This window comes from Chryseobacterium sp. NRRL B-14798 (assembly GCF_050470705.1).
GTDB lineage: Bacteria > Bacteroidota > Bacteroidia > Flavobacteriales > Weeksellaceae > Chryseobacterium > Chryseobacterium cupriresistens.
This window is the reverse complement of record NZ_JBFLUL010000005.1, coordinates 4,696,276-4,716,342: the sequence shown is the minus strand read 5'-3', so window position 1 is coordinate 4,716,342 and position 20,067 is coordinate 4,696,276. Positions and strand designations below refer to the sequence as shown.

The window sequence follows — 20,067 nt, the reverse complement described above, 5'->3', positions numbered from 1 at the left end:
TTATTTCCAGGTAAAGAGAAATAATAAAGAGGAATCCGAAAATCTTCAAGAGTAGGAAATCAAATTAAACTAAATTAATCATGAAAAATTTAAAAAGCTTAAACAGAAAAGAGTTAAAGACTGTTTTAGGAGGTGCAGCATTAGCCTGTGAAGCACCTGTAGATGGGGGATGTCCGGCAGGGTACACATTCTGCAGCAACCCTTATTGCTGCTATCCACCAAGAAAACCATTTATCTGTTTCGATTAAGAAAAAATCCCTCAACTGAGGGATTTCTTATTTATTAAGGATTTTCTTTTGCAATTTCATCATGATGTTTAAGATACAAAGGCAGCGCTGCAGAGCCATACCAAGGAAAAATTTCATAGCTGAATACACCGGCCTGAACTGCAGGATCTGTTTTTACCCATTGTTCAGCTTCTTCTTTAGATTTGGTATTGAAAATAAACATGCCACGGTAGTTTTCTTTATTCTTTTCAAGGAAAGGTCCGGCAACAACAATTTTGCCTTCATTGGCAAGTTTACCGATATTAGACATATGCCCTTTCATGAGTTCGCCCATTTTGGCTTTGTCTTCAATTTTAGTAGTGCCAGATGTCAGCATAACAATCGTATAAGGTTTCATCCCATATTTATCAGCACCTAAAGAAGTAGCCAGTTCCTGATTATATTTAGGTTTTTCTGCTTTCTTTTCCTGAGCAAAAGAAAATGCTGAAAGAAAGAGACCTGCAAGTAGTAATGTTCCTGATTTCATCTTGTTTTTATTTTGATAAATATAATAAATCCTTATAGATTTCTGAAAACTGAATTTCAAATGTCGCTATGAAACAAAAAAACCTCGATGAGTTCGAGGTTTATATCTAATTATTCTGATGAGGTTACTAGTCTTTAATTCTTAAAAATTCTTTCGCCAGTTCGATCATCTTTGGATCTCCGGTATATTTACCATGCTCGTCGGAAAGTTTTACTGTAGGAATCCATTCTTTATTGGGAGCCTGTACGCCAATAAGTTTCATTACGATATTCATGGGCTTCAATCCCACATCATTGGTAAGGTTGGTGCCGATTCCGAATGAGATACCAATTTTTCCTCTGCAATAATTGGTAATTTCCTCCACTTTTTCAAGATTTAATGCATCTGAAAAAATAATATATTTAAACATAGGATTGATCCCATTTCTTTGATAGTGGGCAATGGTTTTATCTGCAAATTCCAGAGCGTCTCCACTGTCATGACGAACGCCATCGAAAAGCTTTGCAAATTTTTTGTCGAACTGCTGGAAAAATACATCTGTAGTATAAGTATCAGACAAAGCTACTCCAAGATCACCCCTGTACACATCTACCCAGTGTTCCAGCGCCAACTCATTGGCCATCTTGAATCCATATTCGGCAGCATGGAACATAAACCATTCATGAGCATGCGTTCCGATAGGTTTTACACCATATTTCATTGCAAAATGTACGTTTGAACTTCCGATAAAAGTAGACTCTTTTTTCTGGGTTAAAGCTTCCATCACCAGATTTTGTACCTTATAAGAGTGTCTTCTTCTCGTTCCAAATTCTGCAAACGTTACCCCAAGTCTGCCCAATGAATCTGCTTTTTCTATCGTTTTGCTCATGACCACTTCATTGGAATCTCTTTCCATGTGGTTCATTTCATAATGCAGTTCACTGATCAATGCCAGCAGTGGAACTTCCCAAAGAATCGTTCTGTACCAAAGCCCTTCCACAATGACGGAGAGGTCTCCTCCTTCCTGGTGGATTTTTACTTCAGACGGATCATAATGATAACCTTCCAAAAAATCAAGATAGGGCAGATCTATATAAGGACATGTTCTCGCCATGAACTTTTTTTCATCTTTTGTAAGTTTAAGTTCAGCCATTTTATTGACAGCTTCTCTTAAAGCAGCGTCAAACCCTTCCGGAAAGTGGTGTTTTCCCCTGTTGATAAATTCGTATTTTACGATAGAACTCGGGAATAGCTTTACCACAGCATTCTGCATGGTTATTTTATAGAAATCATTATCAAGGATAGAGTTTAATCTGACGTCGCTCATAATATGTGTAATTTTAACGCAAATATAAAAATAAAAAATAAAATCGCCTAAATGTAAGGCGATTTTTTTGAAATATTTCCATGCTTATGGATGGAGTTATTTTCCAAGATAAGAATTGTACATCCAAACTTCTTTCTCCTGCTCGGTGATATAGTCGCTCATCTGCGAATTTGTACCTTCGTCTCCTGCTTTATCTGTAATGTCTAAAAGTTCTCTCTGCAGGTCAATTACTACTTTGAATGAACTTAGAATCTGTTCCACACTTTTGGTACCGTCCGTTACTTCTTTACTTTCTTTAATGGTTGCTACCTTTAAGTAATCTGAATAATTATGTGCAGGAGTAGCTCCTAACGTAAGGATTCTTTCTGCAATCTCATCAATCTTTAAGACCAGGCTATTGTACAATTCCTCAAACTTTGGGTGAAGGGTGAAGAACTGATCACCTTTAATATTCCAGTGAGAACCTCTTGTGTTCTGGTAGAATACTGAATAGTTAGCTAATAGTACATTTAATTTTTCTGAGATGTTTTTACAGTCGGCTTCTTTAAGACCGATAATACTTGCGTTTTTCATATGTATATATTTATTTTTAAAATGTGATACAAGCACCACTTCCATTCAGTAGAATATGAAGCTTTTTAATGATGACTGCTGTGTTTATCATTGTATATCCCAAATTTACGAAATATCGTGCCGAACTCGTTGGATTATTCATAGATCATAACTATAAGAAAGTTTTTAAATATAGTTTGGATATATCGGGTATGTGATTATGATTTACAGATCTGATTTAGAATTATAAATTCATAATTATTTAATACCCATTTTTTAAGCTTGGAAAAAAGTTTCTTTTCTATCTCTTTTCCTTATGTATATTATACTTCTTTGAATGTTATATCGAAACGTCTTCTATTTTCGATGTAAGTATTTGATTTTAATTTTTATATAAGTGTTTGCAGATTAAAAAAATATTACTATTTTTGCACCCTAAAATAAAAAGCAATTAAATGCCTACTATTCAACAATTAGTAAGAAAAGGAAGAGCCACGCTTGCCAAGAAGAGCAAATCGGCTGCCCTTGATTCTTGTCCACAAAGACGTGGTGTATGTACGAGAGTATATACAACTACACCGAAGAAACCTAACTCTGCACTTAGAAAAGTAGCAAGGGTAAGACTTTCTAACGGTAAAGAAGTTAATGCCTATATCCCGGGCGAAGGACACAATCTTCAAGAGCACTCGATAGTATTGGTTAGAGGCGGAAGGGTGAAAGACCTACCGGGAGTACGTTACCACATCGTAAGAGGTGCATTAGACACAGCTGGTGTAAATGGAAGAACACAGAGAAGATCTAAGTACGGAGCTAAGAGACCTAAACCAGGACAAGCAGCTGCTGCTCCTGCAAAAGGAAAGAAAAAATAATCATTAAATAAGGTACAAAAGCAATGAGAAAGACAAAAGCGAAAAAAAGACCGTTGTTACCAGATCCGAAATTTAATGATCAATTGGTAACGAGATTCGTAAACAACTTAATGCTTGACGGTAAGAAGTCAATCGCATTCAAAATTTTCTATGATGCATTAGATATCGTAGAAACTAAAAAAGGAGATAACGAAAAAACTGCACTTGAAATCTGGAAAGATGCACTTACAAATGTAATGCCTCACGTAGAAGTACGTTCTAGAAGAGTAGGTGGAGCTAACTTCCAGATCCCTATGCCAATCAGAGCTGACAGAAAAATTTCTATGGCAATGAAATGGTTAATCAAGTATTCTAAAGCTAGAAATGATAAGTCTATGGCTTTGAAATTAGCTAACGAAGTTGTAGCTGCTTCAAGAGAAGAAGGTGCTGCTTTCAAAAAGAAATCTGATACTCACAAAATGGCGGAAGCTAACAAGGCTTTCTCACACTTCAAATTCTAATCTGAAATGGGAAGAGATCTTAAATTTACAAGAAATATTGGTATCGCTGCTCACATTGATGCAGGTAAGACTACCACTACAGAAAGGATTCTATTCTATACAGGGGTAAACCACAAAATTGGAGAGGTTCACGATGGTGCTTCTACAATGGACTGGATGGAGCAGGAAGCAGAAAGAGGTATTACTATTACTTCTGCAGCTACCACTTGTTCTTGGAACTTTCCAACAGATCAAGGAAAAGCTTTACCAGAAACTAAACCTTACCACTTCAACATCATCGATACACCGGGACACGTTGACTTCACAGTAGAGGTAAACAGATCTTTAAGAGTATTGGATGGATTGGTATTCTTATTCTCTGCAGTAGATGGAGTAGAGCCTCAGTCTGAAACAAACTGGAGACTTGCAGACAACTACAAAGTTGCAAGAATGGGATTCGTAAACAAAATGGACAGACAAGGTGCTGACTTCCTTAACGTGGTAAACCAGGTTAAAGAAATGTTAGGATCTAACGCAGTTCCAATCGTTTTACCAATCGGTGCTGAAGAAGATTTCAAAGGAGTTGTTGACTTAATTAAAAACAGAGCGATCATCTGGGATGAAGCAGGACAAGGAGCTACTTTCGAAGTAGTGCCAATTCCTGAAGATATGAAAGATGAAGTTCTTGAATATAGAGAGAAACTGGTAGAAGCTGTTTCTGAATATGACGAAACTTTGATGGAGAAATTCTTCGAAGATCCGGATTCAATTACAGAAGAAGAAATCAATGCTGCATTGAGAGCTGCTACTATTGATTTATCTATTATCCCAATGACTTGTGGTTCTTCATTCAAGAATAAAGGAGTACAGTTTATGTTGGATGCAGTATGTAAATACTTGCCTTCTCCATTGGATAAAGATGATATCAAAGGTACTGATCCGAGAACAGACGCTGAAATCACAAGAAAACCATCTGTAGATGAGCCTTTCGCAGCTTTAGCATTTAAGATTGCTACTGACCCGTTCGTGGGAAGATTAGCATTCTTCAGAGCTTACTCTGGAAGACTGGATGCTGGTTCTTATATCTTGAACTCCCGTTCAGGAGATAAAGAAAGAATCTCAAGAATCTATCAGATGCACGCTAACAAACAAAACCCGGTAGAATATATTGAAGCTGGTGATATTGGTGCAGCGGTAGGATTCAAATCTATCAAAACTGGTGATACGATGTGTGATGAGAAAAACCCAATCGTTCTTGAATCGATGGTTTTCCCTGATCCGGTAATCGGTATCGCTGTTGAGCCTAAAACTAAAGCTGACCAGGATAAAATGGGTAACGCTCTAGCTAAATTGGCTGAAGAAGATCCAACGTTTACTGTAAGAACTGACGAAGCTTCTGGACAAACGATCATCTCTGGTATGGGTGAGCTTCACTTAGATATCATTGTAGACCGTATGAAGAGAGAGTTCAAGGTTGAAGTAAACCAGGGACAACCTCAGGTAGAGTACAAAGAAAACTTAACAAAAGTTGCCAGCCACAGAGAAGTTTACAAAAAGCAATCTGGAGGTAAAGGTAAATTTGCTGACATTGTATTTGAACTAGGACCTGCAGACGAAGGTAAAGTTGGTTTAGAATTCATCAATGAGATCAAAGGTGGTAACGTTCCTAGAGAATTCGTTCCTGCAATTGAAAAAGGATTTAAAGCTGCAATGAAGAACGGTCCTTTGGCTGGTTTCGAAGTTGAAGGTATTAAAGTTACTCTTAAAGATGGATCTTTCCACGCAGTGGATTCTGACGCTCTTTCTTTCGAAATGGCTGCTAAGCTAGGATTTAAAGAAGCTGGTAAAGCTGCTAAACCAGTAATTATGGAGCCTATTATGAAACTGGAAGTTGTAACTCCGGAAGAATATATGGGTAACATCATTGGTGACCTTAACAAGAGAAGAGGTACTATCAGTGGCCAGGAAGAGAAAAACGGAGCTGTTGTAATCAAAGGTTCTGTTCCACTTTCTGAAATGTTTGGATATGTAACAACTCTAAGAACACTTTCATCAGGAAGAGCTACTTCTTCTATGGAATTAGAGAAATACGCACCAACTCCACAAAACGTTGCTGAAGAAATCATAGCTAAAGCAAAAGGTTAATTTTTAAATTAAAGAAATGTCACAAAGAATCAGAATAAAACTAAAATCTTACGATTACAACTTGGTAGACAAGTCTGCTGAGAAAATCGTAAAAACGGTAAAGGCTACTGGTGCTGTTGTAAACGGTCCTATTCCATTACCAACGAATAAGAGAATCTTCACAGTGTTGAGATCTCCGCACGTAAACAAGAAAGCAAGAGAGCAGTTCCAACTTTCAGCTCACAAGAGACTAATGGATATCTACTCTTCTTCTTCTAAGACTGTTGATGCTCTAATGAAATTAGAACTTCCTTCAGGTGTAGACGTTGAAATTAAAGTGTGATAAATGCATACTTTGCAATGATTATACAATCCGTTCCTTTTCAGGGGCGGATTTTTTTTATCTATATGCTATTTTTATATAACTGCATCAATAGCAAAAAAGCAGATTTGTAATGCATCAAATCTGCTTTTTTTTGAATTGTACTTTCTGTAATCATAAAAAAACTTTAAAGGATTTGTCTTAATAATGAATCAGATCTGTTTAATGATTATAATGAGTCTCCTGATGGGATTAATGATCTGATATTAGCAGGACTTTTCGTGGTGACATATGTCACACTTTTTTATTTATTTAGAATTAATAAAAATAATAATTTTGCAAAAAATTATCAGATGAATAAAGTAGTATCCTTTTCTCTGCTATTATTGGGTGGGGTTCTGGCCAATGCGCAGAAAGTAAATGATTCAGTTAAACACAAAAAAATTGAAGAAGTAGAACTATTTGGTGAGAAAAAGAAACAGCCGCAAGGGCTGGACGCAATTACCAGATTGCCATTGAAGACCAGAGATCAGATTCAGAGTATTTCTGTAATTTCCCATAAAGCCATTGAAGAATTAGGAGCGCTTACAGTTACTGATGTTGCCAAAAACGTTCCCGGGGTAACCTTATTTTCGAGCTATGGCGGAGGAAATGAGAGTATGTCTATCAGAGGATATCGAGGAGTTCCTGTACTGAAAAACGGGGTTCAGCTGGATTCAGATTTCCGTACTGCAGGGATGATTACAGATATGCAGGGAGTAGAAAGCATTCAGGTCATCAAAGGATCTGCAGCTATCGGCCAAGGGATCGGAAATGGTTTAGGATCTGCAGGAGGAGTAATTAATGTGGTAACAAAAAGACCGCAGTTTATTGATCAGACTAATGTAGGATTCCGTTATGGAAGCTGGGATTTTTACAGACCTACCGTAGATTTCCAGAGAGTTCTGGATTCTCACGGAAAAGTAGCTGTGAGATTCAATGGAGCATACCAAAATAATAATTCATTCAGAAGCCACGTACAGGGTGAAAGAATTTATGTGAATCCATCTGTTGCTTTCCGCCCGGATGATAAAACAATAATCAATGTGGAAATGGATTATCTTCATGATAAAAGGACACCGGACAGAGGAACAATCAATCTTGCTCCGGGAACTGTTGAAGCATTATATCATATGCCGAAAGGGAAGTTTTTAGGATATGCATCTGATTATTCAAAAACAGAGACATTCAACTTTGCGACTACCATCGTACGTAACCTTACAGACAAATTAAAAGTGAGAGCTGCTTTCGTTAATTCCGTAAGCAATACAGATTCTGAAGCTTCATCAGTATCATTACCGGCTGGTGAAACCAACTATAATATCAGACAGCGTACCATTGGAAAATCACAGGGAGAAGATATCAACAAAGTATTACAGTTAGACTTCATTGGAGAGCAGATAAAGACAGGATTTATCAATCATACTTTCCAGGTTGGTTTTGACTGGAGAGAAACAGAAACTTCATCCACAACTTACGGAGCTTATAAAAATTCAATTGCACCCGGAAATTTAATTACTGCGCGTGATACAAAAATTGATAATATAACGTATGCCGCCAATCCGCTTGATATTTTCGACGTAGTGAACGGAAGTATTCCCAATCAGCTTCCGGTAAATGTCATCTATAAAAATCTGGGAAGATCAAACGCTGTTTTAACTCCAAGTATCGGAGCAATGGCCCAGGACGTAATGACTATCGGGAAATATGTAAAAGCTCATTTGGGACTTCGTTACAGCAGACTGAACGGATCCACCAATGAGTCTGTAGATACATGGAATCCTAATTTTGGATTGATCGTTTCTCCACTTCCGAATGTTAATGTGTTTGGATCATATACTACAACAACCTCTTTACGATCTTCTAATAACCTCCTTTTAGAGGGTGGAAGAGTAGGCCCGTCGATGACCAAACAATGGGAAGCAGGTATTAAATCAGACTGGTTTAATGAGCGTTTAAGGTTTAACGTAACAGTATTTGACATTAAAACAGATCACCTTTCGTTCACTATTCTTGACGAAAATTATAACCCTGTTGTGATCGACAAACAGACGATGTATGGTCTTGCAGGAAATCTTCGAAGAAAAGGAGTTGAAGTAGAATTGATCGGAAGAATTCTTCCCAACCTTCAGGTGATGTCGGGGTGGGCATATCTGGATGCTCAATATCAGGACAGCCCTGCTTATATGAACGGATCAGCACCAATGAATGCCCCTAAACATACTGCAAACGGATGGCTGAATTATAAATTCAATGAAGGTACTTTATCAGGACTTGATGTAGGGGCAGGAATTTATTACGTAGGAAAAAGACCGGTTGACGAATGGACTCAGAAAACATTTACAGCAGGACACCTGAACAGTGTGAGGCCCGGTGACAAACCTTTCGATATGCCGGAATATACAACAGTAGATGCTCAGGTCGGTTATTCTCTGAAAAATGGAATGGGAATAAGAGTATTCTTCAATAATATTTTTGACAGTGTAGGATACAGTTCCTATTTCAGAGGTGGATATATCGATCAGATCCAGCCAAGAAACTTTGCTGTACAGGTAAACTATAAATTCTAACACAAAAAAAATATTATGAAAATTACCAGAATAGTATTTTTAGTAATCATTGCCATTGCCGGTTTAACCTCATGTTCCGAAGAGCATCTGTCTGAAGAGGAACTGAAAACGGCAAGAGAAAATATAGAAAGACATTACACAAATCCCAGAAGTATATATTCATGGGGTAATATTTCTCCCTGGAAAGATCATTGGAACAATACCTCTTATCCAAAAACTTTTTCACCTGGACAGGTCGGAAAGAGTATGATAGCAGAAGAAAAACAAAATCTTGAAAAGCATTTCTCAGGAAAAATCAAATAATTTAGTTTCAATCATTCATATCAATTTTAATTCAAAGAACATTAAGACAGAACTTTTGTCTTAATGTTTTTTAGTATTTATTATTCCGGATTCCTGTTAATTTTATACATTTAATCAATCTATAAAATGACGGTTATGGGAAAAAAAAGCTATAGTTTTTTTGAAAAATTTTCAAACTGGGCTGTAAAATTTACAGGAAGTCCATATGCTTTTATAGGAGCTTTTGTTATCGTAGTGCTATGGGCGGTAACCGGACCTTTCTTTGATTATTCCGAAACCTGGCAGCTGGTGATCAATACCGGAACTACAATCATTACCTTTCTGATGGTATTTTTGATTCAGAAAGCGCAGAATAAAGACTCCAAAGCGATACAGATTAAACTGAATGAACTTATAGCTGCTCATGAAAAAGCAAGTAATCGTATTGTGGATATTGAAGATCTTACAGAAGAAGAACTTGATCAGCTTCATGTTTATTATGAAAGACTAGGACATCTGGCCAAAAAAGAGACGGATATTCATACTTCCCATTCTATTGATGCCGCGGAAAGAAACCATGACTATAAATATGAGTTCTTCAAAAGAAAACATGAAGAATGGCTGCAGAAAAAAGATCATAAAAATATTGATTGAAAATTTTTCTTAATATTTTAAATACTGTGTTTTTTTTACATTGTATTACAGATATTATGGAGGTTTTGGTAGCTGTTTTTGAATTTTCATCTGGTTTCTAGTGTTTTTTTTAATAAATATATACATTTATTGAAAAAAACATATGAAAACAAAATTATTTTGTTTGTCGGTATTCCTGTTGGCAATATCTGCAAATGCCCAATGGAACAGAGGGCTGCCTCAACAAAAAATAATAAAAAAGAGTGATCATTCTGTTTACTACCAGCTTGATATTGATCAGATAAGGACACAGCTGCTAAGAGCTTCTAAAATAGGCGAAGGTTCTCCCGTCACTATTAATATTCCTACTCTTAATGGAAAAATCGAGAGATTTTCAGTCAACAGCTTTCCGGTAATGGATGAAGCCCTGGCTAACAAATACCAGCTGGGTTCCTACGTTGGGCTCGGAGTGGACGACCCAACCAAATACATCAGGTTCAGTGTCGCCCCCAATGATTTTCAGTCCATGATCATTGGTGCCGACGGTCAATATGAGTTTATAGAACCGGCAACATCTGATAAGTCCTTTTATTCCGTACATGGAAAAACTAATAAAAACGGGCATGCATTTACATGTTCTACAAAGGAAGATAAGGAATCTGTTGCCAATCTTCAAAAGCTGAAAAATGCAGGTGTTACTGCAAGATCTAATAATAAAACTTTCCACACCTTAAGGCTGGCTATGTCAGTGACAGGTGAATACACTACCTATTTCGGAGGAGTTTCTGGTGCACTTACCCAGATTAATGCCACTTTATCAAGGGTAAATGGGGTATTTGAAAAGGAATTTAATGTACATGTCAATGCAATCGATGCCCCTGGCCTGATCTTTACCAATTCTGCTAATGATCCCTACAGTATAGCTGATAATAAGTGTAAATGGAATTACGAACTAATGAATACATTGCATGGAGGAGCTTATGGTGTTACAGATGATGATTTTGATATAGGACACTTGTTCGGAGCTTCTGGAGGAGGCGGAAATGCAGGCTGTATTGGCTGTATAGGAAGTAATGATACTTCTACAACGATTGATCCTGATTGTGATGATATACCTTCTCCCGATAATTATAAAGGGAGTGGATATACTTCTCCTGCGGACGGTATACCACAGGGAGATAACTTCGACATAGATTATGTAGCGCATGAAATGGGACATCAATTGGGAGATAATCATACCTATAGTTTTAATGAAGGAACAGGCGTTTGTGTGGAACCAGGATCGGGATCTACCATTATGGGCTATGCCGGAATTACAGGGACCAATACAGATGTTCAGCAACATTCTGATGCCTATTTTCATAGCGTAAGTATTGACCAGGTGCAGGCTAATCTTGCTGCAGTAACTGCTGATGTGGAAACACCTATCACCAATAATCCACCGGTTGTAACCGCAATGAATACAACTTATACCATTCCTAAATCTACAGCATTTGTATTGACAGCATCAGCAACAGATCCGGACGGAGATGCCTTGACTTATTGCTGGGAACAAGTGAATTCATGTTTATTAGCCGATGGCATTGGTAAATCAGGAGGTACAGGTGATGGAGCGTTAGCTATTGGTAACACATCATCTGGAGCTAATTTCAGATCCTGGACACCTACCTCCAGTCCTACCAGGTATTTTCCTAAGCTGGCAACCGTATTGGGAGGTGCAGTAAAAAATACAGCAGATTTTGAAGCGGCAAGTACTGTCGCAAGAACTACAGATTTCCGGGTAACCGTAAGAGATAATAAGCCGGGTGGACAGGCTCAGACTGCTTATGCTACTCAGACTGTAGTTGTAGGATCTGCAGCCGCGTTTACTGTAAATACAACATCATTAACACCCAATGCCAATTCTGCAATTGCATGGACGGTTTCCGGAACAACTGCTGCTCCATATAACGTAGTTAACGTAAAAATTGATTATACAGCAGATGGCGGAGCAACCTGGAATGACCTTGCTGCATCAGTTCCCAATAACGGATCAGCGAATGTTTTTATCCCGGCATCTTTAGCTGGAAAAACGATTCACCTGAGAGTCTCTGCTATTGGAAATGTTTTCTATGCTGTGAAGCAGGCTACCGTATCCGGTTTATTGGCAGTTTCTGAAGCTGGAAATGCGAAACCTGTGAAGATTTATCCAAACCCTGCAGAAGATGTATTGAACGTCACAAATGTTTCTTCAAGCGCTTCTTATGAAATTTTCAGTGCTCCGGGGCAGATCATTGCCAGAGGAACTATAGGCGACGGCAAAATTAATCTAAAAACTCTTGTGAAAGGAATCTACTTTATTACCATCAATAATAAAGAAGAAAAGAGTACAACTAAGTTTGTTAAAAAATAATCAGGTCATCCATCAAAATAAAAAACCTCTGATCATTCAGAGGTTTTTTTATGGTTTGTCTTATCTCATAAAATAGTTGAAATAACTACAGCTTCCCATCAGATTTCGGGTAGTTTCAGTGTCAGAATACTGAGCCTTCAGCTGAGCAAAATAAGTTCTGTACTTCTGGTTTTTAAGATTGTCCATTTCTTTTTGTCTGGCATCTTCTTTTTCAGACCATTTCGGATCAGAATAATCAAAATCCTTAGGTGCCTTGGCTTCATATTGGTAATACTTACCTTGTTCAGCACTTGCCATCTGGAATAAGATTCTTGCTTTTTCCTCTTTGTTATTGGAAAGCTTAAGTGCTTTTTGATAATAATTGATTGACAGGTCAAAATTATCAGGTTCAATATAAGACGTATCAAGGAAGTTTTTATAATAATACTTGTGTGGATTTTTTCTGTCCGTATTCCAGAAATCGTATTTCCCGCCATTACTATTGTCGATATCCATAACAAACAATTCGCGGTAGTATCCTAAAATAGAAGTATTGTACAATAAGTTTCCGATAAGCTGATTGGCTTTTGCTGCTTTTTCATCCGTACCGTTTCCGATCTTTTTCAGTTGAATCAAAGCATCTGCCAGCTCAAGTTTATTCATACTTGTTTTGATGAAAGGGAAATCCGCGTAATTTTCTGCTTTCATACTTTCGGTATCAGGGCTTCCGAAACTTTCCCACACATTATGTCCGAATACAAGATCTGAAATATTTTTAAATCCATTATATTCTGAAGGAGCATATTGTTTTGGAGTGATGGTTTGCCCATTCTTTTCTGTCCATTCATAATTTTGTCTTGGAATACCCGCAAAGCTTTTTGCTTTTTCATAATAGGCCTTTGCTTTTTCAAAATCGGCAAGTCTCATGGCTCTGTCTCCATAAATAGTATTAAAGAAGGCATCAATATTACCTACGCTGTCCATGTTTTTGGCGATGATCTGCTGCTCAAACTGGGTTTTATCAGGCTTTCTGTAAAATTCTTCCACACTTTTTACCAGGCTGGAGTTCGGATTATACTGCAGATCCGAAAGTTTATTGTTCATCAGGAATGATTTTCCGTCCTCACCCTGAAGGAAGTAACGGTTCGCAATAACATCCTTAAGGAAATCTGCCGTTGAAGGTACTTCACTATAATAATCGAAATTATCTGTAGTGGCTGTATCTTTCTCTACCTTTTTTTCTACAAAGTATTCTGCATACTCTTTCATCAGATGGTCTTCATAGTCTGCATCAATTTTAGGCTGGGAAACAATATCGTTCAGAACTTTCATTCTTTTGATCTCTTCCAGATATTCCGGATTGGTCGTTTTGATGTCATTCAGAATTTCAGAACTTTCTTTATAGTCTTTCTTTAAAAACTTAAGATAAGCGTCTGCAATCTGCCAGTACTCATCCTTAGACTTTTCCTTTGTTTTATCGGTGAATTTTTCCAGACTGTCAAGGAAATCCTGTGTTTTTTCATCGTAGTAATAACCGGTTCTGTTATAGAAAGGAATTCTGTCCGGATTGCTGAACAGCTCATCATCACTTTGGTCAGCTTTAACGTTATTACCTGTTTTATCAGATTTGGAACCACCGAAAAGATTTTTGAAGAACCTTACAATTTTCTGCCAGAAAGAAAGCTTTTCTTCTTTCACCTCAGTTTTGGTTGAATTTGCAGATGTCTCTTTTGAGGTGTTATCCGTTGAATTTTCTTTCGTAGTTGCTTTTTGAGCGTCTGAAGTGTAGTAATAGGTAGGCAAATAGCTTCTTTCAAGCTCGTTGATACTTCTGGCAGCCATTACCTTCAGAATTTCAGAATCAGGATCAATTTCATACATCTTTTCCATCATCGGAATAGGATTGTTGAAATCTTCATAACCCAGAAGGAAGTAAGCCATATTCTTTTCTTCATTCGTGTTGGCTCTTTTCATGATATTACTGAAAGAGGCAGTGTCTGAAAGTTTCATCGAAACAAAAGCAGATTCCTTACGGTCTTTGCTGTTCATGAATACCTGAAAAAAGTTCCAGTTGGCATCACTGTTCATTTCCAGTCCTCTTTGAGCTCCTGCCAACTGGTCCAGAGACATGAAGTAGACCGTTCCTTTTAATTTGATAGGCTCTACATACGTTTTGAAAGCCTGTAGGGCAGAATCGTAATTTCTTGTATAATGATTAAGACGTACCAGCTGATATCCGTAACGCTGCTTGATTTCAGGATTTCTCGCTGCGTTGTACAAAGAGGTTAAAGCAGCGATGGTTTTATGATAATCAAGAGCAGTAGCATTTTTTCTGTTGGCATCCCTGTCGTAATAGAATGAGTTTTCACTTTCTATATAATTGATGCTCATATAAGGCTCAAGATACTTGGCTTCAATCAAATAATCAATACCTTCCTTATATTTCTGGTAAAATCCGGTGCCTAGCTTTTGTAAAAGAGGGTTGGTTGGATTTCCGTTCTTTAAAGCATTCAGGTCGTTCATACTGATCTTATACACCAGATTCTGGGTTTCAGAATAGCTCAGCTGATTGTTGAAAAACTTTTTCCATGTTTCCACATTGTCATCAGGAATCAATGCAGAATTATATCCTCCATAAAATCTGCTGGAGTAATTATGCAGGAAAGGAAGATAAGCCTTGTCTTTGATGATAGTTTGCGTAAAAAGGTTGAAGTAATCATAATCAGGATCCGACCACGCACAGGCGTCAGATTGTGTATAGAAAAGTGATACAACCGCAAGTGAAAGAATATACTTTTTCATAGGGTGTGCAGTGTTTTTTTAGTTTAATATTGTATGATGGCAGTGTTCTGGCAGGTGTCTCTCTCCAGGAGTTTAAAATTTCCGGTCTGACACAAATTTACTATCTAATTGATAATAAATGATATTAAAATGTGGGATTTTTTTCTGTAAAAACCCAATAACGTCATTAAGCTGTTCTTCAGATATTTCCTCTGCCTTTATTTTGAAACCTTTATTCAAATAACTTCCGAAGTAAAATCCGTCTTTCATGACTTCAACTTCGTGATCTGAAATCTTTTTGAAATCGGAGTTTTCCAGATCTCTTTTCGATAAGGCATTAATAAGTCTGTGTTTTCCTAAATGATTGGTAACAATTCCCCATGAATAAATGGGAAGTGCTACTTCAATATTTTTGATCGGATAATCTTCTATTTTCGAAAGATAACTTTTCAGAATATTCACATCCAGAATAGAATTTTTATCAGAGTTTTCAAGAGGTGATGAAGTAGAGTAGCACATCAGATATACTTTTCCTACGGGAGGAATTCCGGTCTGCTTTTTATCTTTCACCTGATGAAGGCGAAGGGTACAGGTAATTTCTTTTCCGGAAATTCTTTTGAGTTCTTTCAGAAATTTGAAATAATCATTTCGTGTACCGGCGGTCCAGTCACAGTCGATCTGGATTTCGTTACTGCTGTTAAAATGATATTCTTTCGCTTTCTTTTGAACTAAGACATGAATGCTTTCTGCCAGAAATCTGATCTCTTCTGCAGAAATGCCCAGCAAGGTCTGATTGGTAATGAAAACCGTAGGAACAATCTGTTTGTCTGTCTGAAAACTTGGGTCTTTGGTGATTACTGCAATAGGTTGAAATTTCCCATTCACCTTATCTACATCAAAAAATCTGGTGTACAAATAAGGAATCGTAGCTTTATCCAGCGCTTTCTTTTCTGCATTATCAAGCTTCAGTTTGGTTTTCCAGTAATAAAACGTGTAAGGATGATTCTCTTTCCTGCTGCATGATGCAATAAGGAAAAGAAGAAATAGAAATAAAATTTTTAAATGTTTCATTGGTGTAAATCACCCTTCAAAATTAAAGATATTTTGGCAGAATATAAACCGTAAAATCCCGGTGATTGAATAAATGAAAGCCAATGATATGAAGGTGAGGCGTTACAAATGTATAAAGTTTTTGCTCACGGAAAATTACAGTGGTACCTTTTTACAATTACGGGGTGGTTTCCCAACAACAAGAAAACCACCCCTGATGGAGTGGCTTTCTCTCTATATTATAGTACTACTTAAAAAATTCGCTTTCGCAGGTACAGGTTTCTTTTTTGATGCTGTCAGAAGATGAGCAGCAGCCTTCAAGGTTTTTAACATTTCCCTTTTCATCGGTAAGGTAGATTTTATCTTTATCAAATTTCAGGAAAAACGTTTCCTCATATTTTTTAAAGACCACTTTCATGACCTTATTAGGAGCATATTTCCCTGCATTGATTTCTTCCGTGGTTTCTTCTCCGCTAGCCTGATTGATCTGGACATACCCAAAATATACATCACCATTATTTTTCACATCCAGATAATAATGAGGAGTACCGGTGCCGCTATATCCTTTCAGGATGTCAAAAGCTCTGTATCCGATAAAAGGAAGCTCTGTCTGCTGTGCCCACGTAAAAACACTGATACACAGAATCATTACACTGAAAAACTTTTTCATAGATATTTTTTTCAAATGTAAAAATTTTTATGCAAAAACATTCACCGTAAAAACACGGTTGTTTAAATGATACGTTGTGTAAAATCTCTTTCACTGAAAGCAGGTATGAATTTTGATTTGATAGGTAGCTTTTTATAACAATAAAACCACTCCTGAAAAGAAGTGGCTTTCTATAATTGAATTAAAATCACATTAAAAAACTGTTGCCGCAAGCTGAATCCTTGCAAACTTATTCGATGGATTCCACATCGCCATCATGGTTACAGGAAGACTGTAATGATCAGTAATCTTAACTACCTTTCCGGCCTTTAGGCCTACATTTACGATGTCAAAGCTGTTTTTACCATTGCCATATAGAAACGTTTTATCATTGAGCGCGAATCCTGCTCCTACAAATGCATCCAGATTGACTTTCTGTCCCTTAATAACAGGATAGCTTGCCTGTACATAAGTGGAATATCTGTTCTTTTTGTAACTTCCATCAGCTTCCAGAATTACTTCTCCTGCATTGGCTCCTCCATACAGCATGATATCAGCCTCAATATTGATCGGGAATGATGGCCCGAAAGTATAGTTGGTCCTTAAATCAATAATATGGGCAGTTCTTCTCTGTGAATAGCTGAAAATATCGTCCGCAGCCACTGCAGTATTGATGTTTCGGGAATTGTAAAGGTCCCATAGCCCAATATAAAAACTTCCGTCAGAATATTGAATATAATAATTGATCTCTTTATAATGGGTGTTGTCTTTATCATCCGCCAGTGCAGATGCTCCCCAGATTCCTACCTTCCATTTTTTCTCTGCATCCAGGGCATACGACAGGTTTCCCATTACAACAGGCTTATCAGTAATAATAAGGCCTCTCCATAAATGATTGTTCTGAATGTTGGCCGTAAAATCAAGTCTTCCTTCTTTGGATTCCGTGGCTTCAGCACTTTCCTGTGAAAATAGCTTTCCTGTCCCTAAAACAAGAAGGAAAATCCCTTTTAAGATTTTTTTCATCATGTGTTTTATTTTAAAAATCCATATAATACTGCTGCGATAATCGCTCCGGTAACCGGACCTACTACAGGAATCCACGCATAGCCCCAGTCACTGCTTCCTTTTACAGGTAAGATGGCATGCATAATTCTTGGTGCAAGATCTCGTGCCGGGTTAATGGCATAGCCTGTAGTTCCTCCCAGAGATAAGCCTATTGCCCACACTACAAACGTAACAGGAATGGCTCCAATAGAACCCAATCCTACTTTAGCGGTTGGGTCTGCCTGTAAAGAAATACTTGGATCTGCAAAGTAGAAGACACAGAAGACCAGTACAAACGTTCCTATGATCTCACTGATAAGATTGGAAGATGTTTTTCTGATAGCCGGGCCTGTACTGAAACATGCCAGTTTTGCTCCTTCATCTTCCGTAATCGCAAAATGGTCTTTATGAAACAGCCATACCAGAAATGCACCCAGCATTCCTCCAATCATTTGCGCTGCAATATAAGAGGGAACCAGGTCCCATGCAAACTTTCCTGCAGTCGCAAGACCAATGGTTACAGCCGGATTCAGATGGGCCCCACTTATTGGCCCAGCAACGGTTACTCCCACAAATACGGCCAGTGCCCATGCGGTAGTAATAACAATCCATCCGGAATTATTTCCTTTCGTATCTTTTAAGACAACATTGGCTACAACACCGTTGCCTAACAATATAAGAAGCATCGTTCCGATAACTTCTGCAATAAATGGGGTCATATAAGTTTTTTTGATGAGTGAGTTAATCTTCTATCCAGCTTTGAGCGCTTTTTACTGCTTTCTTCCAGAAGTGGGTCATTTTATCCACTTGTTCTCTGTTTAATTGAGGATGGAAGTCTTTGTCTACAATCCATTGTTCCTGGATTTCGTCAATACTTTTCCAGTATCCTACTGCAAGCCCTGCAAGGTAGGCTGCACCAAGGGCGGTAGTTTCCAATGTTTTTGGTCTTGTTATTTTAAATCCGAATAAGTCAGACTGGATCTGCATCAGAAGATCACTTGCAGAAGCACCACCGTCTACTCTTAATTCAAGACTTGCTCTCCCTGAATCTGCTTCCATTGCTTTCACAATATCATAAACCTGAAATGCAATTCCTTCCAATGTTGCTCTTGCAATGTGTGCATCAGTAGTTCCACGGGTAATTCCTACAATCGTTCCGCGGGCATACTGATCCCAGTAAGGTGCGCCAAGACCTGTCAGTGCAGGTACGAAGTAAACACCACCATTATCTGGTACGGAAGCTGCCAGTTTGTTTACTTCTTCAGAAGAACGTATAAGCTTAAGACCATCTCTTAGCCATTGAATAGCAGCGCCTCCTACGAATACACTTCCTTCCAAAGCGTAGTTGACTTCTCCATTGATTTTCCAGGCTACTGTTGTAAGAAGGTTGTTCTTAGAAGAAACTGCTTCCGTTCCTGTGTTCATTAATAAGAAACATCCTGTTCCGTAGGTGTTTTTTACCATTCCCGGAGTGGTGCACATCTGTCCGAATAAAGCTGCCTGCTGATCGCCGGCAATACCTGCGATTGGAATTTTGGTAGAGAAAAGGGTAGTTGCTGTTTCTCCATATATTTCACTGCTTTGCTTGACTTCAGGGAGAATGTTTTTAGGAATATTGAACAGTTCTAATAAATCATTGTCCCATTCTAAAGTATGAATATTCAGAAGCATTGTTCTGCTGGCATTGGAAACATCTGTGATGAACATTTTTCCGCGGGTAAGTTTCCACACAAGCCATGTGTCAACAGTTCCAAAACATAATTTTCCTTCTTCGGCTTTCTGTCTTGCTCCTTCTACATGATCAAGGATCCACTTTAATTTGGTTGCTGAAAAGTAAGCATCCAGAACCAGTCCTGTTTTTTCTTTGATGGTTTCTGCATGTCCCTGTTCTTTCAGCTCGTCGCAGTATTTTGAAGTTCTCCTGTCTTGCCATACAATGGCATTGTAGATGGGCTCACCGGTTTCCTTATCCCAAACAATTGTAGTTTCACGCTGGTTGGTAATTCCGATAGCGGCCACCTCCAATCCGGAAATTCCTGCCTTTGCAATAACTTCAGCTGCTACAGAGATCTGTGAAGACCAGATTTCGTTTGGATTGTGTTCTACCCAACCCGGAGTAGGAAATATTTGTCTGAAATCTTTTTGAGATACATATTCTATTTCTCCACTGTGATTGAAGAGAATCGCTCTGGAGGAAGTTGTTCCCTGGTCTAGAGCGAGAATTAGTTTTTCATTCATGTATA

18 protein-coding genes are annotated in these 20,067 nt (G+C 37.9%); 9 read left to right on the top strand and 9 right to left on the bottom strand.

Annotation, left to right across the window (positions count from 1 at the left end; all coding sequences use genetic code 11):
* The first annotated feature begins 80 nt into the window (after nt 1-80).
* Nucleotides 81-248, top strand: coding sequence for a bacteriocin-like protein (locus AB1278_RS21685; protein WP_157885768.1), 168 nt, complete (start codon nt 81-83; stop codon nt 246-248).
* Nucleotides 249-282: 34 nt separating this feature from the next.
* On the opposite strand, the gene AB1278_RS21680 is transcribed toward AB1278_RS21685, so the two are convergent.
* From AB1278_RS21680 to AB1278_RS21670, 3 genes are all read right to left on the bottom strand, one after another.
* Nucleotides 283-753 carry a YciI family protein gene (locus AB1278_RS21680; RefSeq protein ID WP_429816952.1) on the bottom strand — a complete coding sequence of 157 codons (471 nt, stop codon included), beginning with the start codon at nt 751-753 and terminating at the stop codon, nt 283-285.
* Between the two features lie 127 nt (nt 754-880).
* Nucleotides 881-2,059, bottom strand: coding sequence for a nicotinate phosphoribosyltransferase (gene pncB / locus AB1278_RS21675; RefSeq protein ID WP_110008537.1), 1,179 nt, complete (start codon nt 2,057-2,059; stop codon nt 881-883).
* Between the two features lie 96 nt (nt 2,060-2,155).
* The gene (locus AB1278_RS21670) at nt 2,156-2,632 is read right to left on the bottom strand and encodes a Dps family protein (RefSeq protein ID WP_062673577.1); all 477 of its coding nucleotides are present in this window, start codon (nt 2,630-2,632) and stop codon (nt 2,156-2,158) included.
* Nucleotides 2,633-3,066: 434 nt separating this feature from the next.
* Between AB1278_RS21670 and rpsL the strand changes: the two genes are divergently transcribed.
* From rpsL to AB1278_RS21630, 8 genes are all read left to right on the top strand, one after another.
* Nucleotides 3,067-3,480: a 30S ribosomal protein S12 gene (gene rpsL, locus AB1278_RS21665; RefSeq protein ID WP_002983146.1), complete on the top strand. Its 414-nt coding sequence runs from the start codon at nt 3,067-3,069 to the stop codon at nt 3,478-3,480.
* A 23-nt stretch (nt 3,481-3,503) separates the two neighbouring features.
* Nucleotides 3,504-3,980, top strand: a complete 477-nt coding sequence (gene rpsG / locus AB1278_RS21660; RefSeq protein WP_062673583.1) for a 30S ribosomal protein S7 — start codon at nt 3,504-3,506, stop codon at nt 3,978-3,980.
* 6 nt (nt 3,981-3,986) lie between these two features.
* The gene (gene fusA / locus AB1278_RS21655) at nt 3,987-6,104 is read left to right on the top strand and encodes an elongation factor G (protein WP_062673585.1); all 2,118 of its coding nucleotides are present in this window, start codon (nt 3,987-3,989) and stop codon (nt 6,102-6,104) included.
* Nucleotides 6,105-6,120: 16 nt separating this feature from the next.
* Nucleotides 6,121-6,426, top strand: coding sequence for a 30S ribosomal protein S10 (gene rpsJ, locus AB1278_RS21650; RefSeq protein WP_002661363.1), 306 nt, complete (start codon nt 6,121-6,123; stop codon nt 6,424-6,426).
* A gap of 332 nt (nt 6,427-6,758) precedes the next feature.
* Nucleotides 6,759-9,014, top strand: coding sequence for a TonB-dependent siderophore receptor (locus AB1278_RS21645; protein WP_343642484.1), 2,256 nt, complete (start codon nt 6,759-6,761; stop codon nt 9,012-9,014).
* A gap of 15 nt (nt 9,015-9,029) precedes the next feature.
* Nucleotides 9,030-9,317 carry a hypothetical protein gene (locus AB1278_RS21640; protein WP_343642486.1) on the top strand — a complete coding sequence of 96 codons (288 nt, stop codon included), beginning with the start codon at nt 9,030-9,032 and terminating at the stop codon, nt 9,315-9,317.
* Nucleotides 9,318-9,452: 135 nt separating this feature from the next.
* Nucleotides 9,453-9,950: a low affinity iron permease family protein gene (locus tag AB1278_RS21635; protein WP_411414591.1), complete on the top strand. Its 498-nt coding sequence runs from the start codon at nt 9,453-9,455 to the stop codon at nt 9,948-9,950.
* 142 nt (nt 9,951-10,092) lie between these two features.
* Nucleotides 10,093-12,321 (top strand): reprolysin-like metallopeptidase, encoded by a 2,229-nt coding sequence (locus AB1278_RS21630; protein ID WP_429816942.1) that lies wholly within the window; start codon nt 10,093-10,095, stop codon nt 12,319-12,321.
* A 60-nt stretch (nt 12,322-12,381) separates the two neighbouring features.
* Here AB1278_RS21630 and AB1278_RS21625 read toward each other — a convergent pair whose 3' ends face one another.
* The 6 genes from AB1278_RS21625 to glpK form a co-directional block, all read right to left on the bottom strand.
* Nucleotides 12,382-15,102, bottom strand: a complete 2,721-nt coding sequence (locus tag AB1278_RS21625) for a hypothetical protein (RefSeq protein WP_429816939.1) — start codon at nt 15,100-15,102, stop codon at nt 12,382-12,384.
* Between the two features lie 72 nt (nt 15,103-15,174).
* Nucleotides 15,175-16,152: a hypothetical protein gene (locus tag AB1278_RS21620; RefSeq protein WP_202840859.1), complete on the bottom strand. Its 978-nt coding sequence runs from the start codon at nt 16,150-16,152 to the stop codon at nt 15,175-15,177.
* 226 nt (nt 16,153-16,378) lie between these two features.
* Nucleotides 16,379-16,801, bottom strand: a complete 423-nt coding sequence (locus tag AB1278_RS21615) for a hypothetical protein (protein WP_429816936.1) — start codon at nt 16,799-16,801, stop codon at nt 16,379-16,381.
* Nucleotides 16,802-16,993: 192 nt separating this feature from the next.
* Complete coding sequence (locus AB1278_RS21610) at nt 16,994-17,803, bottom strand: hypothetical protein (protein WP_202844394.1); 810 nt, start codon at nt 17,801-17,803, stop codon at nt 16,994-16,996.
* Between the two features lie 8 nt (nt 17,804-17,811).
* Nucleotides 17,812-18,543 (bottom strand): MIP/aquaporin family protein, encoded by a 732-nt coding sequence (locus AB1278_RS21605; RefSeq protein ID WP_202840853.1) that lies wholly within the window; start codon nt 18,541-18,543, stop codon nt 17,812-17,814.
* 22 nt (nt 18,544-18,565) lie between these two features.
* Complete coding sequence (gene glpK, locus AB1278_RS21600) at nt 18,566-20,062, bottom strand: glycerol kinase GlpK (protein ID WP_429816932.1); 1,497 nt, start codon at nt 20,060-20,062, stop codon at nt 18,566-18,568.
* Nucleotides 20,063-20,067 lie beyond the last annotated feature (5 nt).

What these genes read in the sequence shown, in the direction of transcription:
- AB1278_RS21685 (WP_157885768.1), top strand. Translation starts at nt 81, where the DNA reads ATGAAAAATTTAAAAAGCTTAAACAGAAAAGAGTTAAAGACTGTTTTA.
- AB1278_RS21680 (WP_429816952.1), bottom strand. Translation starts at nt 753, where the DNA reads ATGAAATCAGGAACATTACTACTTGCAGGTCTCTTTCTTTCAGCATTT.
- pncB (WP_110008537.1), bottom strand. Translation starts at nt 2,059, where the DNA reads ATGAGCGACGTCAGATTAAACTCTATCCTTGATAATGATTTCTATAAA.
- AB1278_RS21670 (WP_062673577.1), bottom strand. Translation starts at nt 2,632, where the DNA reads ATGAAAAACGCAAGTATTATCGGTCTTAAAGAAGCCGACTGTAAAAAC.
- rpsL (WP_002983146.1), top strand. Translation starts at nt 3,067, where the DNA reads ATGCCTACTATTCAACAATTAGTAAGAAAAGGAAGAGCCACGCTTGCC.
- rpsG (WP_062673583.1), top strand. Translation starts at nt 3,504, where the DNA reads ATGAGAAAGACAAAAGCGAAAAAAAGACCGTTGTTACCAGATCCGAAA.
- fusA (WP_062673585.1), top strand. Translation starts at nt 3,987, where the DNA reads ATGGGAAGAGATCTTAAATTTACAAGAAATATTGGTATCGCTGCTCAC.
- rpsJ (WP_002661363.1), top strand. Translation starts at nt 6,121, where the DNA reads ATGTCACAAAGAATCAGAATAAAACTAAAATCTTACGATTACAACTTG.
- AB1278_RS21645 (WP_343642484.1), top strand. Translation starts at nt 6,759, where the DNA reads ATGAATAAAGTAGTATCCTTTTCTCTGCTATTATTGGGTGGGGTTCTG.
- AB1278_RS21640 (WP_343642486.1), top strand. Translation starts at nt 9,030, where the DNA reads ATGAAAATTACCAGAATAGTATTTTTAGTAATCATTGCCATTGCCGGT.
- AB1278_RS21635 (WP_411414591.1), top strand. Translation starts at nt 9,453, where the DNA reads ATGGGAAAAAAAAGCTATAGTTTTTTTGAAAAATTTTCAAACTGGGCT.
- AB1278_RS21630 (WP_429816942.1), top strand. Translation starts at nt 10,093, where the DNA reads ATGAAAACAAAATTATTTTGTTTGTCGGTATTCCTGTTGGCAATATCT.
- AB1278_RS21625 (WP_429816939.1), bottom strand. Translation starts at nt 15,102, where the DNA reads ATGAAAAAGTATATTCTTTCACTTGCGGTTGTATCACTTTTCTATACA.
- AB1278_RS21620 (WP_202840859.1), bottom strand. Translation starts at nt 16,152, where the DNA reads ATGAAACATTTAAAAATTTTATTTCTATTTCTTCTTTTCCTTATTGCA.
- AB1278_RS21615 (WP_429816936.1), bottom strand. Translation starts at nt 16,801, where the DNA reads ATGAAAAAGTTTTTCAGTGTAATGATTCTGTGTATCAGTGTTTTTACG.
- AB1278_RS21610 (WP_202844394.1), bottom strand. Translation starts at nt 17,803, where the DNA reads ATGAAAAAAATCTTAAAAGGGATTTTCCTTCTTGTTTTAGGGACAGGA.
- AB1278_RS21605 (WP_202840853.1), bottom strand. Translation starts at nt 18,543, where the DNA reads ATGACCCCATTTATTGCAGAAGTTATCGGAACGATGCTTCTTATATTG.
- glpK (WP_429816932.1), bottom strand. Translation starts at nt 20,062, where the DNA reads ATGAATGAAAAACTAATTCTCGCTCTAGACCAGGGAACAACTTCCTCC.